Source organism: Enterobacter sp. BIDMC93 (assembly GCF_001037805.1).
Classification (GTDB): Bacteria; Pseudomonadota; Gammaproteobacteria; order Enterobacterales; family Enterobacteriaceae; genus Enterobacter; species Enterobacter hormaechei_C.
The window spans coordinates 2,908,782-2,925,260 of record NZ_KQ089962.1 but is presented as its reverse complement, the minus strand read 5'-3'; the positions used below and the strand labels follow the sequence as shown (position 1 = coordinate 2,925,260).

19 protein-coding genes and 1 pseudogene are annotated in these 16,479 nt (G+C 58.6%); 15 read left to right on the top strand and 5 right to left on the bottom strand.

The window, feature by feature from the left end; genetic code table 11:
• The 6 genes from paaH (at position 1) to paaY (ending at position 6,069) form a co-directional block, all read left to right on the top strand.
• Entirely contained in the window at positions 1-1,425 is a 1,425-nt protein-coding gene (gene paaH, locus SK58_RS13630) for a 3-hydroxyacyl-CoA dehydrogenase PaaH (RefSeq protein ID WP_048220086.1), read from the top strand.
• Entirely contained in the window at positions 1,415-1,837 is a 423-nt protein-coding gene (paaI, locus tag SK58_RS13625) for a hydroxyphenylacetyl-CoA thioesterase PaaI (RefSeq protein WP_045327934.1), read from the top strand. The genes paaH and paaI overlap by 11 nt, the downstream gene beginning before the upstream one ends.
• On the top strand, positions 1,837-3,042 hold the full coding sequence (gene pcaF, locus SK58_RS13620) for a 3-oxoadipyl-CoA thiolase (RefSeq protein ID WP_048220085.1): 1,206 nt from the start codon (positions 1,837-1,839) through the stop codon (positions 3,040-3,042). Before paaI ends, pcaF begins: the two co-directional genes overlap by 1 nt.
• Before the next feature lie 26 nt (positions 3,043-3,068).
• Positions 3,069-4,385: a phenylacetate--CoA ligase PaaK gene (gene paaK / locus SK58_RS13615; RefSeq protein ID WP_017693475.1), complete on the top strand. Its 1,317-nt coding sequence runs from the start codon at positions 3,069-3,071 to the stop codon at positions 4,383-4,385.
• 133 nt (positions 4,386-4,518) lie between these two features.
• Positions 4,519-5,454 carry a phenylacetic acid degradation operon negative regulatory protein PaaX gene (gene paaX, locus SK58_RS13610; protein ID WP_032103751.1) on the top strand — a complete coding sequence of 312 codons (936 nt, stop codon included), beginning with the start codon at positions 4,519-4,521 and terminating at the stop codon, positions 5,452-5,454.
• Between the two features lie 9 nt (positions 5,455-5,463).
• A complete protein-coding gene (paaY, locus tag SK58_RS13605) occupies positions 5,464-6,069 on the top strand; it encodes a phenylacetic acid degradation protein PaaY (RefSeq protein ID WP_006810541.1) in 606 nt (201 codons plus the stop codon).
• A 42-nt stretch (positions 6,070-6,111) separates the two neighbouring features.
• Here paaY and SK58_RS13600 read toward each other — a convergent pair whose 3' ends face one another.
• Positions 6,112-6,747 (bottom strand): helix-turn-helix domain-containing protein, encoded by a 636-nt coding sequence (locus SK58_RS13600; RefSeq protein ID WP_023296565.1) that lies wholly within the window; start codon positions 6,745-6,747, stop codon positions 6,112-6,114.
• 202 nt (positions 6,748-6,949) lie between these two features.
• Between SK58_RS13600 and SK58_RS13595 the strand changes: the two genes are divergently transcribed.
• Entirely contained in the window at positions 6,950-8,926 is a 1,977-nt protein-coding gene (locus SK58_RS13595; protein WP_048220083.1) for an alkyl/aryl-sulfatase, read from the top strand.
• 57 nt (positions 8,927-8,983) lie between these two features.
• On the opposite strand, the gene SK58_RS13590 is transcribed toward SK58_RS13595, so the two are convergent.
• Together SK58_RS13590 and SK58_RS13585 are read right to left on the bottom strand one after the other, a co-directional pair.
• Positions 8,984-9,736: a hypothetical protein gene (locus SK58_RS13590; protein ID WP_017384508.1), complete on the bottom strand. Its 753-nt coding sequence runs from the start codon at positions 9,734-9,736 to the stop codon at positions 8,984-8,986.
• A gap of 1 nt (position 9,737) precedes the next feature.
• Positions 9,738-9,935: a hypothetical protein gene (locus SK58_RS13585; RefSeq protein ID WP_003857318.1), complete on the bottom strand. Its 198-nt coding sequence runs from the start codon at positions 9,933-9,935 to the stop codon at positions 9,738-9,740.
• A 258-nt stretch (positions 9,936-10,193) separates the two neighbouring features.
• On the opposite strand from SK58_RS13585, the gene SK58_RS13580 reads away from it, so the two are divergent.
• The 8 genes and pseudogenes from SK58_RS13580 to SK58_RS13545 all read left to right on the top strand — a co-directional run bounded on the left by SK58_RS13580 (position 10,194) and on the right by SK58_RS13545 (position 15,542).
• On the top strand, positions 10,194-10,628 hold the full coding sequence (locus SK58_RS13580; RefSeq protein ID WP_017384507.1) for a nuclear transport factor 2 family protein: 435 nt from the start codon (positions 10,194-10,196) through the stop codon (positions 10,626-10,628).
• Positions 10,625-11,344 (top strand): SDR family NAD(P)-dependent oxidoreductase, encoded by a 720-nt coding sequence (locus tag SK58_RS13575; RefSeq protein ID WP_048220081.1) that lies wholly within the window; start codon positions 10,625-10,627, stop codon positions 11,342-11,344. The genes SK58_RS13580 and SK58_RS13575 overlap by 4 nt, the downstream gene beginning before the upstream one ends.
• Positions 11,341-12,600, top strand: a complete 1,260-nt coding sequence (locus SK58_RS13570; RefSeq protein WP_017693469.1) for an NAD(P)/FAD-dependent oxidoreductase — start codon at positions 11,341-11,343, stop codon at positions 12,598-12,600. Before SK58_RS13575 ends, SK58_RS13570 begins: the two co-directional genes overlap by 4 nt.
• Before the next feature lies 1 nt (position 12,601).
• A complete protein-coding gene (locus SK58_RS13565; protein WP_045334821.1) occupies positions 12,602-13,324 on the top strand; it encodes a DUF1365 domain-containing protein in 723 nt (240 codons plus the stop codon).
• A complete protein-coding gene (locus tag SK58_RS13560; RefSeq protein ID WP_048220079.1) occupies positions 13,321-14,541 on the top strand; it encodes an SAM-dependent methyltransferase in 1,221 nt (406 codons plus the stop codon). The genes SK58_RS13565 and SK58_RS13560 overlap by 4 nt, the downstream gene beginning before the upstream one ends.
• A complete protein-coding gene (locus tag SK58_RS13555) occupies positions 14,538-14,846 on the top strand; it encodes a DUF2878 family protein (RefSeq protein ID WP_017693466.1) in 309 nt (102 codons plus the stop codon). The genes SK58_RS13560 and SK58_RS13555 overlap by 4 nt, the downstream gene beginning before the upstream one ends.
• A pseudogene (locus SK58_RS23260) lies at positions 14,773-14,985 on the top strand (hypothetical protein); the annotation flags it as partial. The gene SK58_RS13555 and the pseudogene SK58_RS23260, both read left to right, overlap by 74 nt.
• A gap of 23 nt (positions 14,986-15,008) precedes the next feature.
• Positions 15,009-15,542 (top strand): DUF3833 domain-containing protein, encoded by a 534-nt coding sequence (locus tag SK58_RS13545; RefSeq protein WP_032653483.1) that lies wholly within the window; start codon positions 15,009-15,011, stop codon positions 15,540-15,542.
• Here SK58_RS13545 and SK58_RS13540 read toward each other — a convergent pair.
• Together SK58_RS13540 and SK58_RS13535 are read right to left on the bottom strand one after the other, a co-directional pair.
• Positions 15,539-15,997, bottom strand: coding sequence for a DMT family transporter (locus tag SK58_RS13540; protein WP_023296569.1), 459 nt, complete (start codon positions 15,995-15,997; stop codon positions 15,539-15,541). The two genes, SK58_RS13545 and SK58_RS13540, sit on opposite strands and share 4 nt — an antisense overlap.
• A 4-nt stretch (positions 15,998-16,001) precedes the next feature.
• Positions 16,002-16,436 carry a DMT family transporter gene (locus tag SK58_RS13535; protein ID WP_003857304.1) on the bottom strand — a complete coding sequence of 145 codons (435 nt, stop codon included), beginning with the start codon at positions 16,434-16,436 and terminating at the stop codon, positions 16,002-16,004.
• Positions 16,437-16,479 lie beyond the last annotated feature (43 nt).

The following is a 16,479-nucleotide window of genomic DNA, read 5'->3' as shown; positions in this document are numbered from 1 at the left end:
ATGGTGAATATCCATACGGTCGCCGTCATTGGCAGCGGCACCATGGGCGCCGGGATTGCCGAAGTGGCAGCCAGCCACGGTCATCCGGTTCTGGTGTACGACATTGATGCAGCGGCGATTTCCCGCGCCATCGACGGCATTCGTCAGCGGCTCTCCTGTCGCGTTGCGCGCGGAAAACTCTCTGCCGGCGCCGGGGAACAGATGCTCGCCCGCCTGACGCCGGTGACGACTATCAGTGCTCTGGCGAAAGCCGATCTGGTGATCGAGGCGGCCGCCGAGCGGCTTGAGGTAAAAAAAGCGCTGTTTACCCAGCTGGCAGAGATCTGCCCGCCGCAGACGCTGCTTGCCAGCAATACCTCGTCCATTTCCGTTACCGCGATTGCAGCGGAGATAAACCACCCTGAACGCGTCGCCGGGCTGCACTTCTTCAATCCTGCCCCGGTGATGAAGCTGGTGGAAGTGGTCAGCGGGCTGGCGACCTCTCCCGAAGTGGCCGATGCACTGTGCGAGCTGGCGTTGAGCTGGGGAAAGCAGCCGGTACGCTGCCAGTCCACGCCGGGGTTTATCGTCAACCGCGTGGCGCGCCCGTTCTACTCGGAAGCCTGGCGCGCGCTGGAAGAGCAGGTGGCAACGCCCGAGGTGATCGACGCCGCCCTGCGAGACGGCGGAGGCTTCCCGATGGGGCCGCTTGAGCTGACGGACATGATTGGTCAGGACGTCAACTTTGCCGTGACCTGCTCCGTGTTTAACGCCTTCTGGCAGGAGCGTCGTTTTCTGCCGTCGCTGGTGCAGCAGGAGCTGGTGCTGGCGGGGCGTCTGGGTAAGAAAAGCGGGCAGGGCGTTTACCGCTGGCTGGAGGAGAAACCCGCCGTCAGCTGGCTCGCCCCGGTCAGCGACAGCTTCAGCCCGATGCGCGTACAGCGAAGAAGTGACGGTGTCACGGAAATTGACGATCTGTTGCTGATCGAAACGCAGGGTGAAACCGCGCAGTCGCTGGCGCTGCGCCACGGCTGCCCGGTGGTGGTGGTCGACCGCATCGAGCGGGATGTGGCCGTGATAGCCGCCGCACCGGGCAACCCGCACGCCGCCACGCAGAAAGCCATTTACTGGTTGCAGCATCAGGAGAAACGGGTGGTACAGATTGCCGATTACCCCGGCCTGCTGGTCTGGCGCACGGTAGCGATGATTGCCAACGAAGCGCTGGACGCCCTGCAAAAAGGGGTCGCCAGCGAGCAAGACATCGATACCGCCATGCGCTTAGGGGTCAACTATCCCTGCGGGCCCATCGCCTGGGGCGAGCGCCTTGGCTGGCAGCGTCTGTTAACGCTGCTGGAGAATCTGCAACGTCACTACGGCGAGGAACGCTATCGCCCCTGTTCACTGCTGCGCCAGCGTGCGCTTCTGGAGAGTAGCTATGAGTCATAACGCCTGGCATAACGCCCGCGCGATGTATGAACGGGACGCCTGCGCGCAGGCGATGGGGATGGACATTATCGACATGGGCGAGGGCTACGCGGTGGTGACCATGACCATCACCCCGCAGATGCTCAACGGGCATAAAACCTGCCACGGCGGACAGCTGTTCTCGCTGGCCGATACCGCCTTTGCCTACGCCTGCAACAGTCAGGGGCTGGCGGCGGTGGCCTCAGGCTGCGCCATCGATTTTCTGCGTCCGGGCTTTGCCGGAGATAAGCTCACCGCCACCGCGCGGGTGAAGCATCAGGGCAAACTGACCGGCGTCTACGACATTGAAATTCAGAACCAACACCAGAAAACCGTCGCGCTTTTTCGCGGGAAATCGCACCGCACCGGCGGCAGTGTGACAGGAGAAGTCTGATGCGTGACGCATTTATTTGTGAGGGGGTGCGTACCCCGGTTGGTCGCTACGGCGGAGGATTATCCAGCGTGCGCGCCGATGACTTAGGGGCCGTGCCGCTGCGTGCGCTGCTGGCGCGTTACCCGCAGCTCGATCTGGAGCGCATAGATGACGTGATCTTCGGCTGCACGAACCAGGCCGGAGAGGATAACCGCAACGTGGCGCGCATGTCGGCGCTGCTGGCCGGGCTGCCGCAGACGGTATCCGGCACCACCATTAACCGCCTGTGCGGCTCCGGTCTGGATGCCATTGGCTTTGCGGCGCGCGCCATCAGGGCCGGGGATGGCGATCTGCTGATCGCCGGTGGCGTCGAATCCATGTCCCGTGCGCCGTTCGTGATGGGCAAAGCCACGGCGGCGTTTCAGCGTCAGGCGGAGATCTTCGACACCACCATCGGCTGGCGATTTGTGAATCCGCTCATGCATCAGCAATACGGAACTGACAGCATGCCGGAAACGGCAGAGAATGTAGCGGAATTGTTAAATATAAGCCGTGCCGATCAGGACGCATTTGCCCTGCGCAGCCAGCAGCGCACCGCGCGGGCGCAGCAGAATGGCGTTCTGGCGCAGGAGATTATCCCGGTACAGGTGGCGGGCAAAAAAGGTGCGGTAACGGAAGTGAGCGTGGACGAGCATCCGCGCGCCGAAACCACCCTGGAACAGCTTGCCGCGCTGAAAGCCCCGTTCCGTAAGAACGGTGTGGTGACGGCGGGGAACGCCTCTGGCGTCAACGACGGGGCGGCGGCGCTGATTATCGCCAGCGAGCCGATGGCGCTTGCCCAGGGGTTAACCCCGCGCACCCGCATTGTGGCCATGGCGACAGCGGGCGTCGAGCCGCGCCTGATGGGATTAGGCCCGGTGCCCGCCACCCGCAAGGTGCTGGAGCGTGCCGGACTCAGTATCACCGATATGGACGTCATTGAGCTTAATGAAGCCTTCGCCGCACAGGCGCTGGGTGTGCTGCGTCAGCTGGGCTTGCCGGATGACGCGGAGCATGTCAACCCGAACGGCGGGGCGATCGCGCTAGGTCATCCGCTGGGAATGAGCGGTGCCAGACTGGCGCTGGCCGCAAGCAATGAATTGCACCGACGCGGCGGTCGCTACGCGCTGTGTACGATGTGCATCGGTGTGGGTCAGGGCATTGCCATGATCCTTGAGCGTGTTTGAGCGAACAATAATGTGAGTACCCTGCGATGATAAATACAACAAAGCTTGATCCGATCGAAACCGCGTCCATTGATGAATTGCAGGCGTTGCAGACCGCGCGCCTGAAGTGGACGCTGCACCACGCCTACAACAACGTTCCGATGTACAAACGCAAGTTTGATGCCGCGGGCGTTCACCCTGACGACTTCACCGAGCTGGCGGACCTGCAAAAATTCCCGTGCACCACCAAGCAGGATCTGCGCGACAACTACCCGTTTGATACCTTTGCGGTGCCAATGGAACAGGTGGTACGCATCCATGCCTCGTCGGGCACCACCGGAAAGCCGACCGTGGTGGGGTATACCCAGAATGATATCGACAACTGGGCCAATATCGTCGCCCGTTCCCTGCGCGCCGCCGGGGGCAGCGCGAAGGATAAAATTCACGTCGCCTACGGTTACGGGCTCTTCACCGGCGGGCTGGGGGCGCACTACGGTGCCGAGCGTCTGGGAGCGACGGTGATCCCGATGTCCGGCGGCCAGACGGAGAAGCAGGCGCAGCTGATCCGCGATTTCCAGCCGGATATGATCATGGTGACGCCGTCTTACTGCCTGAACCTGATTGAAGAGCTGGAGCGTCAGATGGGCGGCGATGCCAGCGCCTGTTCCCTGCGCGTCGGCGTGTTTGGCGCCGAGCCGTGGACGCAGGCGATGCGCCGCGAAATTGAAAAACGGCTGGGCATTACCGCGCTGGATATCTATGGTCTCTCCGAAGTGATGGGGCCGGGCGTGGCGATGGAGTGTCTTGAAACCGCCGACGGCCCGACCATCTGGGAAGATCACTTCTTCCCGGAGATCGTCAACCCGAATGACGGCACGCCGCTGGCCGACGGCGAGCAGGGCGAACTGCTGTTCACCACGCTGACCAAAGAGGCGCTGCCGGTGATCCGCTACCGCACCCGCGACCTGACGCGCCTGCTGCCGGGCACCGCACGCACCATGCGTCGGATGGATCGCATCAGCGGGCGCAGCGACGACATGCTCATCATTCGCGGGGTTAACGTCTTCCCGTCACAGCTGGAAGAGGAGATCGTTAAGTTCGAACACCTTTCGCCGCACTATCAGCTGGAGGTGAACCGCCGCGGGCATCTTGATTCACTTTCGGTGAAGGTCGAGCTGAAACAGAGCAGCTTAACGCTGACCCATGAACAGCGCTGTCAGGTCTGCCATCAGCTGCGTCATCGGATTAAATCGATGGTGGGGATCTCGACCGACGTGATGATCGTGAACTGCGGCAGTATACCGCGCTCCGAGGGTAAAGCCTGCCGGGTGTTTGATTTGCGTAAAGTGGCAGCCAACGGTTGAATTTCCCTCACCCCAGCCCTCTCCCAAAGGGAGAGGGTGTATTAAGTTCCCTCTCCCTTTGGGAGAGGGTTAGGGAGAGGATACACCCCAGATTCGTATGCTATGATTCATCCAGGAAAAAAATAACAACAGAATGAATCACATGAATAAACTTGATGCCTTTATCCAGCACGCAGTCAGCTCTGTTCCCGTCAGCGGAACGTCGCTTATCTCCTCGCTGTATGGCGATGCGCTTTCCCATCGCGGCGGAGAGATCTGGCTCGGCAGCCTGGCGGCTCTGCTGGAAGGGATGGGTTTCGGGGAGCGCTTTGTGCGCACCGCGCTGTTTCGCCTCAACAAAGAGGGCTGGCTGGACGTGTCCCGCATTGGCCGCCGCAGCTTTTACCGTCTCAGCGACAAGGGGCTGCGTTTGACCCGCCGCGCGGAAAATAAAATCTACCGTGCGGAACTGCCGGCGTGGGATGGTAAATGGCTGCTGCTGCTTTCCGAGGGGCTGGATAAAACCACGCTCGCGGACGTGAAAAAACAGCTCATCTGGCAAGGGTTCGGCACGCTGGCGCCGAGCCTGATGGCCTCGCCGTCGCAGAACCTGGCGGACGTGCAGTCTCTGCTGCATGACGCGGGCGTGGCGGAAAACGTCATTTTCTTTGAAGCCCATTCGCCGCTGGCCTTGTCACGCGCGGCGCTACGATCCCGCGTGGAAGAGTGCTGGCAGCTGACCGAGCAAAACGCGATGTACGAAACGTTTATCAACTCGTTCCGTCCGCTGCTGCCGCTGCTGAAAGAGGCGCCGCCTGAGGATTTGACCCCGGAACGCTGCTTCCAGATCCAGCTGTTACTCATTCATTTTTATCGTCGCGTGGTGCTGAAAGATCCGCTGTTGCCGGAGGAGTTACTTCCTGCGCACTGGGCGGGCCAGAGTGCGCGACAGCTGTGCATTAACATCTACCAGCGCGTGGCGGCGGGAGCCCTGGCGTTTGTCAGTGAGAAGGGGGAAACCTCCGTGGGCGAGCTGCCCGCTCCCGGCACGCTTTATCACCAGCGTTTTGGTGGTCTGAATATCACATAAGGAGAGGGTATGCCTGTTTATCAAATTGATGGTCTGACGCCGGTCGTGCCTGAAGAGAGCTATGTTCACCCGACCGCGGTGCTGATTGGCGACGTGATCCTCGGAAAAGGTGTTTACGTGGGCCCTAACGCCAGCCTGCGCGGTGATTTTGGCCGGATCGTGGTGAAAGACGGCGCGAACATCCAGGATAACTGCGTGATGCACGGTTTTCCGGAGCAGGACACGGTGGTGGAAGAGGACGGGCATATCGGCCACAGCGCGATCCTGCACGGCTGCATTATCCGCCGTAATGCGCTGGTGGGGATGAATGCGGTCGTGATGGACGGCGCGACGATCGGCGAAAACAGCATCGTCGGGGCGGCGGCGTTTGTGAAGGCCAAAGCGGAGATGCCTGCGAATCACTTAATTCTTGGCAGTCCGGCGAAAGCGATTCGTGAGTTAAGCGCGCAGGAAATAGAGTGGAAAAAGCAGGGCACGCGGGAGTATCAGGTACTGGTGGATCGCTGTAAGCAGACGCTGCATCAGGTGGAGCCGCTGCGGGAAGAAGAGCCCGGACGCAAACGGCTGGTCTTCGATGAGAATTTACGGCCCAAGTCGGCTGGCCGGGATAAATAAGGCCGTTCGTTCGCGCACGTTGATCAAGGCGTGAAGATGAACTTAATACGCTTCCGGCAGGGGCCGGTCAATCGACACCAGCTTTCCGCGCTTCATGGTGATATAGCCCCCGGCTTTGAGATCTGCCAGCACGCGAAAGACATGCGTGCGTGACAGGTTAGTGCGCTTAATGATAAACAGCGCCAGGCCCTCATTCTCTCCCGTGTGGGTCTCCTGCCGATAGAGATAGCGGTACAGCATCGGTTTTATGGTCTGGTAGCTGGTGACCTGCCTGCGTTCATTGTGCAGGTCGATGGTGAAAATGGACATGTAGGTCAGTATGGTGGCCAGCGCCTGCATGCGCTCAGACCCGCCCTCGAAAAATAGCTGGTCGAAGTCGGCCCAGGCTATTCTCACCAGCTTCACCTTTGCACTGCTGCGATATTCATACTTCGCCAGTGGACAATACCTTTCCATTAACCCTATCGGCATATACTCGATAGTATTGCCAATATTTAGGCCATCATCAGGCATTAATATTGTCAGCGATCCTTCAGTGCAAAAATAGATATAGCCAGGCTCGACGGTGAATTTTTTATTTGCGGCAACGGTTAAGGCCTCGCCTTTACAAAGCATGTGCGGAAAGAATTGCCCAATATTGAGTTGCTGATAATAGGTATGGATATCCTGAAAATTCACGCTAAGCCTCTCCCCGCAACGTCTGCCGTGGTAACGAGTATAGCAGCAATAGCCCCCGGATTACGAACCGATAAATAACCAGTCCCATATGGGACTATGATGAGAAAGTATTCTGATTAGAATGGTCGTCAATGAGTTCGCATTAAAATTATCCGCCAACAGTAAATATCCAGGCGGCGCAATTAATCTACGAGGCCATTCAATGAAATTAACCCTAATTGCTAAACATCTGGCGCTTGCCGGTGTGTTGACGTCGCTGTCGCTTTCCGCGTTTGCGGAAGTGAAGCCGCAGGATGCCACTGCCACAACCCGGCAGGCAAATAACGCCCTGTATAAAAAATTACCGTTTGCCGATAAAACCGACTTTGAGAACGCCCATAAAGGTTTTATCGCCCCGCTGCCACAAAACATGATTAAAGGCGAGCAGGGGAACGTTATCTGGAACCCGGCGAAATATGATTTCGTGAAAGAGGGTGAAAAAGCCCCGGATACGGTAAACCCGAGCCTGTGGCGTCAGTCACAGCTGATCAACATTGGCGGGCTGTTTAAGGTCACCGACGGCGTGTATCAGATCCGCAATCTCGATCTCTCCAACATGACCATCATTGAAGGCGAGAAGGGCATCACCGTTATCGACCCGCTGTTAAGCGCTGAACCGGCGAAAGAAGCGCTGGATCTCTACTATGCAAACCGCGGCAAGAAACCGGTCGTCGCTGTGGTGATCACCCACAGTCACGTCGACCACTACGGCGGCCTGCGCGGTGTGGTTGACGAAGCCGACGTGAAGTCCGGCAAAGTGAAGATCTACGCCCCGGAAGGCTTTATGAAAGAAGCGGTTTCCGAAAACATTATGGCCGGGAATGCGATGAGCCGCCGTGCGAGCTATATGTACGGCAACCTGCTGAAGCCGGATGCAAAAGGCCAGGTGGGGGCGGGTCTTGGCACCACCACCTCTGCGGGTACGGTGACCCTGATCCCGCCGACCAACTCCATTACCCATACCGGTCAGCAAGAGGTGATTGACGGGCTGACCTACGACTTTATGATGGCGCCGGGCTCAGAAGCCCCGTCCGAAATGCTGTGGTATGTCAAAGAGAAGAAAATGATCGAAGCCGCAGAGGACGTGACCCATACCCTGCACAACACCTACTCCCTGCGCGGCGCGAAAATCCGCGATCCGCTGGCCTGGTCTAAGTACATCAACGCCGCCATTGAGCGCTGGGGCGCGGACGCGGAAGTGATTATTGCGCAGCACCACTGGCCGACCTGGGGCAACGAGAATATCGTCAAGCTGATGAAAGGCCAGCGCGATATGTATCGCTACATCAACGACCAGACCCTGCGTATGGCAAACAAGGGGCTGACCCGCGACGAGATCGCCGCTGAATTTACACTGCCGGAATCGCTGGAAAAACAGTGGGCGAGCCGCGGCTATTACGGTTCCGTCAGCCATGACGTCAAAGCCACCTACGTGTTTTATCTCGGCTGGTTCGACGGCAACCCGGCTACCCTCGACGAACTGCCGCCTGAACAGGCTGCGAAGAAGTTTGTGGAATACATGGGAGGGGCCGATGCCATCATGCAGAAAGCCAAAGCTGACTATCAGCAGGGCAACTACCGCTGGGTGGCGCAGGTGACCAGCAAAATTGTCTTCGCCGATCCGCAGAACGCTGCGGCACGTAATCTGGAAGCCGACGCGCTGGAGCAGTTAGGTTACCAGGCGGAAGCGGGCACCTGGCGTAACTTCTACCTGACCGGCGCGCAGGAACTGCGTAATGGCGTGAAGAAGCTGCCGACGCCGAACACCGCCAGCCCGGATACCGTGCGGGCGATGACCCCGGAAATGTTCTTCGACTACCTGGGCGTGCACATCAACGGGGTGCGGGCCGGTAACGCGAAAGCGGTCTTTAACATCGATCTCGGTAAGGATGGCGGCAAATACAAGCTGGAGCTGGAAAACGGCGTGCTGAACCATACCGCCAACGCGCAGGCGAAGGATGCCGACGCAACCATCACCCTGGACCGCACCACGCTGAACGACATCATCCTTAAGAAAGAGACGCTGAAGCAGGCGATGGATAAGGGTGACGTGAAGGTGAGCGGAGACGGAGCGAAGCTGGAAGAGATGCTGAGCTACATGGACACATTTGACTTCTGGTTCAATATTGTCACGCCATAAGTTTAGCGTTCATCCTGGTTAATTCTGGCGCCTTATTACGATAAGGCGCTATTTTTTTCATTCACGCATCGCCAGCGCGCTGGCGCTTGCCGGATCGAACAGCGAAATACTCTCGATCTGATCCAGCATGATCACTTTGCGAAAATCCATGGCGCTTTTGGGCTCCGAATCGAGCGTAATGTCATGCTCGGCATACCATTTGCTGTAGTTATGTTCGATACAGAGCTGCATGTTCTTCCCGTCACGGTAGCCGCTCAGCATCGGAATAAGCACGATATTGGCCGTTTTTTCATACTCCAGCGTGGCGGTATGGATCATGCCAATATAGATCCGCCGCGATTTCAGCGTGACGTGCGCCAGTTCACCTTCCTCCATGCACTGATAGAGCAGTTGTTCAATCCCGCTCGACTGCGCCAGCCGCTTGTACAATTTTTTCCGGCCATCGCCGTCCAGCCGCGCGCTTCCGGCCCAGTTCGATCGGTAGAGACAAAACAGGATCGCGAAGGTCAGCATCACCACCACCGGGGCCTGAATCCCCAGGAAGCTCCAGTTCATAAAATCAATTTGCCAGTCGGCATATTTTGCTGACGTGAAATGGAACGTGTTATCGGCGGCGGAGAGGGCGAACAACAGCAGCCACAGCAGGCCGGTGGCGATCACCCCCTGAAGAACAAAAATACAGCCATACAGTGCAACAAGAAAATAGACGTCCCAGCCAAAGGATCGCTTGATTTTAAACCGTGTTGAGAGGTCGCGGCTGGTGTACCAGTACCCGCATACCATCAATACCATGAATATTGCCGTTCCCATTTCAGGCCCTCTTCAGCGCGTTGACATGGCGCAGAAAGTCCTGCCGTACTTCGTGGCTTTTGTAGTTAACCGAGGCGTTTCCATCCTGATCGATGATGATGCGGTCGCCATCCTCTACGGCTTCGATAATTTCCTGGTGACTCATGACCTGCAACAAGGATTCCGGGCTGGAAAAGAGCGTCATCAGTAAATGTTTCATCGCGTGACATCCTTATGAATTAAAAGGATAAGTCTGGAAGATAAATGGCACCTTTGCCTTAAGGTTATCCCTAAAAAAACGGCAGCCTGGCGGCGAAATTCATATTTTTCACAAAATGGTTGTGCGTGGTGATATTCCATGTAACTGAAAAATAATAAGAATAAAAAATATATCTGCGCAAACTTGGACAAATAAAGTTAATTGTGTAAGTTTAAATTATGCGATTCCGCTACGTTGTTTACACCCAGGATGTGACCCATGAGCACGTTGCCGTCCGTCATCAGTCGGTTCGTTGATTACTACGCCACGCTGGATACCCAGCCACCTTCGGCGCTGGCGGGGATTTATCGCGCCGATGCCACGCTTATCGATCCCTTTGGCGAACACAGTGGGGTGTTCGCGATTCAGCGCTATTTCACCCATCTGCTGGCTAACGTCCAGCACTGTCGCTTTACCGTCGATGCACCGTTGCAGCAGGGCGATCGCTTTGTTGTCACCTGGATGATGCACTGGTCGCACCCACGTATCGCCGGGGGGGCAATGCGCCAGCTGCCAGGCTGCTCCGTGGTAGACATGCGCGACGATCGCATTGTTCGCCAGCGGGATTACTACGATGCCGGAGAGATGATTTACGAACATCTCCCGATACTCGGCTGGGCCGTGCGCGGCGTGAAGCGAAGAGTGAAATCATGAAAACGGTTCTGATCACCGGCGCAAGCTCGGGCATCGGGGCGGGGCTGGCGAAATCTTTTGCCGACGATGGTTACCGGGTGATTGCCTGCGGGCGCGATGCGCAACGTCTGGCAGCCGTCCATCAGTACAGCCCCAACATTACGGTGCGCCTGTTCGATATGACAGACAGGGACGCCTGTCGCCAGGTGCTGGCGGACTGTACTGCCGACACGGTGATTCTCTGCGCCGGAACCTGCGAGTATCTCGACCGCGGCGAGGTGGATGCCGAGCTGGTGGCGCGGGTCATGACCACCAATTTCATCGGGCCGGTAAACTGCCTTGCGGCGTTGCAGCCGCAGCTGGTATCCGGCAACCGCGTGGTGCTGGTCAGTTCGATGGCGCACTGGCTTCACTTCCCGCGAGCCGAAGCGTATGGCGCCTCTAAAGCGGCGTTAACCTGGTTTGCCGACACACTGCGCCTCGACTGGGAACCGAAAGGGATTGCCGTCACGGTCGTTTCACCCGGTTTTGTCGACACGCCGCTGACCCGCAAAAACGATTTCCCGATGCCGGGCCGGGTCAGCGTGGGGGACGCCGTCCACGCCATTCGTCGCGGTCTGGCAAAAGGGAAGGATCACATCGCGTTTCCCGCCGGGTTCAGCCTGGCGTTGCGCCTGCTTTCCGGCCTGCCCGATGTACTTCAGCGCGCACTGCTGCGCAGGATGGTGCGACCATGAAAATCGCAATTATCGGCAGCGGTATCGCCGGGTTAACCTGTGCCTGGCGGCTCGCCGGACATCACCAGGTCACGCTGTTTGAGGCGCAGGCCACGCCGGGCGGCCATACCGCAACGGTGGATGTCGACACGCCGCAGGGCAGCTTTGCCATCGATACCGGTTTTATCGTCTACAACGACCGCACCTATCCGCGCTTCATGGGGTTGCTCAGCGAACTGGGCATCTGCGGGCAAAAAACGCAGATGAGCTTTTCGGTGCACAACCCGCAGAGCGGGCTGGAGTACAACGGGCACACGCTGACGTCGTTGTTCGCCCAGCGACGTAATCTGCTCAACCCGGCTTTCTGGACGCTGCTGAAGGAGATCGTGCGCTTTAACCGGCTGGCGAAACAGACGCTCCGGGGCGAAGTCGATGGTTCCGCCACGCTGGAAACGTTCCTGCGCCAGCACCGTTTTACGCCCTTTTTTGCGCGCCACTACATCCTGCCAATGGGGGCGGCTATCTGGTCGTCGTCGCTACAGGAGATGAAACGCTTTCCGCTGCCGCTCTTTTTACGCTTTTTTGAAAACCACGGTCTGCTGGACATTACCCATCGTCCGCAGTGGTACGTGGTGCCAGGCGGCTCCAGGGAGTATATCCGCGCGATGCTGGATACGCTCGGCGATCGCCTGACGCTGCACCTTAACGCGCCGGTGCAGCAGGTTATTCGCCACGATCGTGGGGTTGATATTGCGCGTGAGGGCGTAACAGACACTTTTGATCAGGTGATCTTCGCCTGCCACTCCGCTCAGGCGCTGGCGATGCTCGCCAGCCCAACGCAGGCTGAACGCGAGGTGCTGGGGGATATCGGCTGGCAGCGTAACGAGGTGGTGCTTCACCGCGATCCGCGCTGGCTGCCGGTGCGCGAACGCGCGTGGGCGAGCTGGAACTACCGCCTCAGCGAGCAGGATCAGGCCAGCGCCTGCGTCACCTACAACATGAATATCTTGCAGGGACTGCCGCCGGGTTGCCCGCTGTTTTGCGTCACCCTCAACCCGGAAACGCCGGTGGAGGAACGGTTTGTGCTGCGCCGCTTTGTCTATGAGCATCCGCTTTTTAACCCGCAAAGCTGGCAAGCTCAGGCCCGGCGCGGCGAAATAAACGGTCGCCAGCGGAGCTGGTTCTGCGGCGCGTACTGGTACAACGGCTTCCACGAAGATGGCGTGCGCAGTGCGCTGGACGTGGTCAACGCTATCGCGACCGGGGAGGGCAACTGAGATGAACAGCTGCCTTTACCACGGTACATTGCGCCATCGTCGGCTTGCGCCGAAAGCGCACCACTTTACCTACAGCGTGTTTATGGCCTGGCTCGATCTGGATGAGCTGGACGCGCTGCCCTCTGTCGGCGTGCGTCGTAACCGCGTTGCGCCCGCGGCATTTTATGATGCGGATTACCCGCTGGGCACGCCGCTCAAAGCGCGTGTCCTTGAGCGTCTGGAAAATCTGACCGGCGAACGTCCGGCGGGGCGGGTCATGCTTCTGACTCAGCTGCGCTATTTCGGTTTTCATTTCAACCCGGTCAATTTCTACTACTGCTATGACGGGGAAGACACCCTGCGCTGGGTTCTCGCCGAAGTCCGTAACACGCCGTGGAATGAACGACATTACTACGCGGTAGCGGGGCGGGACGCCCCGCCGACGGAGAAAGCGTTTCACGTCTCGCCCTTTAATCCGATGGATATGATCTACCACTGGCGCTTCAACAGCCCGGACAGCACGCTGCGCATGCATATCGAAAACCATCAGGAGACGAAGGTGTTTGATGCCACCCTGACGCTACGCCGGGCGCAGCTGACGCGCACGGCGCTGCGTTCGCTGCTGGTGCGGATCCCGTTGATGACCCTCAAAACCGTTTTCGCCATTTACTGGCAGGCGCTCAGGCTGTGGCTGAAGCGCGTGCCGCTGCATAACCATCCCCTCAGCAGGAGTGAACGCTCATGACCAATCCCGTCTTTGCGCTTGAACCCGATATCCCGCGCAACATCCGCGTCGCGCGATGGTTGCTCTTCCGCCTGCTGAATGGCCTGCACGGTGGCTCGCTGACGCTGCGTGAAGGCGCGCAGACGTTCCAGTTCGGCGACGCCTCCGCCGCGCTTCACGCTGAGGTGCAGGTACTTGCTCCGGGCGTCTACTGGCGCATTTTAACCGGGGGCAGCCTCGCCGCGGCACAAGCGTGGATGGATGGCGACTGGGAGACGCCCCACCTGACGCCGCTGCTGGAGCTGATTGCGCGCAATAGCCAAATCCTCGGAAAGCTGGAAAAAGGGTTTCGCCTGCTCGGGAAACCGGTGGAGCGGCTGCGGCACTGGATGCGGCGCAACTCCCGCGCGCAGGCGCGGGAAAATATTGCCGCCCATTACGATCTGGGCAACGCCTTTTACGCCCATTTCCTTGATGAACATCTCCTGTACTCCAGCGCGCTGTTTAGCGGGGACGAGCAGGATCTGACCGCGGCTCAGCAGGCGAAAATGGCGAGGCTGTGCGACCAGCTGGCGCTCACGGCAAACGATCATCTGCTGGAGATTGGCACCGGCTGGGGGGCGATGGCGGAATATGCCGCCCGTCATTACGGCTGCCGGGTGACCACCACCACGCTGTCGCAGGAGCAGTACCACTGGGCCACCGCGCGCATCGCCCGGGCAGGGTTGCAGGATCGCGTTGAGGTGCTGCTCTGCGACTACCGCGATCTAACCGGTGTCTACGACAAGCTGGTGTCGGTTGAGATGATTGAGGCCGTCGGTCAACGCTACCTGCCAACATTTTTCCGCACCTGCCAGGCGCATCTGCGTCCAGGCGGGCGGATGGCGATTCAGGCCATCACCATTCAGGATCAACGCTATCGCGACTACAGCAAAAGCGTCGATTTTATTCAGCGCTACATCTTCCCCGGCGGCTTTTTGCCCAGCATCACCGCCATGAATGAACTCATGACCCGCCATACCGATTTTGTGGTGCGTAACCTCTTCGATATGGGGCCGGACTACGCCCGCACGCTGGCGCACTGGCGTCAGCGGTTCGTTCACGCCTGGCAGGAGATTGAAAAGCTCGGGTTTGATGACCGTTTCCGCCGGATGTGGCTGTACTACCTCGGCTACTGTGAAGCCGGGTTTAATGCCCGCACCATCAGCGTGGTGCAGCTGACTGCGGAACGCGTGTGAAGCGCTACGGGCAGGTATTTCTGCTGGCCATCGGGTTTGATCTCTACTGGACGCTGACGGGGCTGATTGCGTTCACGGGCGCGTCCCTGATGCCGCTATGGATGGTGGCGCTGTGGCTAATGTTTGCCACCGTCTGGACGCAACTGACCCGCACGACCACCTTGCCGGGCTGGTTGCTGACGGTGCTGGCGACCCTGGGCGGGCCGGTGGCCTACCTGATCGGCGAGCGTCTGGGGGCCATTTACCGTTTATACCTCTCAGCTTCTGACGCCCGACGGCAGCTATACAGGGTTAGACGGCGATAATGCGCTGATTATCACCTATGCCCGGGACATCGATGGTGACGACCTGGTTGAGGCGACCCGCGACCAGTGGCAGGCGCAGGGCATTTTGCAGCAGGAGCCGCAGAGTGAAGCATGGCTGAGCGAGTATCCTGAACTGCGTCAGCAGTTAATCGGAGGACCACAATGAAACGTTTCCTGTTAATGGCGCTTGCCCTGACGATGCTGGTGGCCGGATGTAGCACCGAGGTGACAGAGTATCGTCAGCAGCAGCCACGGCTTGATATTTTTACTTACTTCCAGGGGAAAACCGAGGCGTGGGGGATGGTGCAGGATCGCAGCGGTAAGCAGATCCGTCGTTTTCACGTCGAGATCGCCGGGGATGTTATCGGCGATACGCTGACCCTGAATGAACATTTTGTCTACGATGACGGCGAGAAGCAGCAGCGCGTCTGGCATATCCGCCGCGTAGGGCAGAATCGCTATGAAGGCACGGCGGGTGACATAGAAGGTGTCGCGACAGGCCAGGCGGCGGGCAATGCCCTTAACTGGCGCTACAGCATGAACGTGAAGGCGGACGGTAAAACCTGGCTGCTGCACTTTGATGACTGGATGTATTTGCAGGACAGCACCCGTCTGTTTAATAAAACCGAGATGAAGAAATTTGGCGTCACCGTCGCCACGGTGACGCTGTTCTTTACCCGCAAAGAGGGCGGTTAATCCTCTTCGGGCTGAGGTTTACTGCTTGAGTAGATGAAGAAGAGCGCAATACTCAGGCAGACGACGGCCCCGAAACGGCTCACTGAAAACGGAATGGCTTCATTGTTCAGCCAGCCAAAGTTATCAATCAGCATGCTCATGGCCAGCTGGCCCAGGATAACCGCTACCGTGGCAACGGCGGTCCCGATGCGCTGCACTGCGAGCACCATAATCACGATATAGGGCACGCCGCACAGGGCCCCCAGAAGCTGCCATTTGGGCACATCCATCAGGCTGACCGCCTGTTTCGGCTCAAAAAAGAAGATCAGCATGGCGGTCACCAGCGCGCCGACGGAAAACGTCAGAAACGCGCTTTTAAATACCCCCACGCTGCTGCCTAATTGCCCGTTAATGGCAGCCTGAATGCTCAGCGTAGCGCCGCCAATCACCGCCAGAATAATCATAATTACTGTCATAACGTTACCCCTGCGCCACGAGAATGAGCGCGGCGATGATAAATCCCAGCGCAATAATGCGTTTTGTATCGATCCTGCGGTGCGGCGTACCCAGCAGGCCATAGTGGTCAATAATCAGGCTTTTAAAAACCTGGCCTGCCAGAATGCCGATCATCGTCATGGCAATGCCGATCGCAGGCGTGGCAATGGTGAGAATGATGACGTAAACCGGGCCGAGCACGCCGCCCAACAGGTGCCATGAAGGCTGCGCAAAAAATGAGGGACTGTTGCGCGGGCTGAAAAACAGCATCAGCAGAAACGTCAGCCCCGTTCCCACGCTGAATATGCTGAACGCCGCCCACAGGTCGCCCACCTCTGCGCCCAGCGGCCCCAGCAGCCCGGCTTCCACGGACAGCCCCATGCCACCAGCAATCACCAGTAAAATTAAAATAATGTGCATAACGCTTTTTCTCCTTTTTCCAGGCGGAGAAGATTACGTCTGA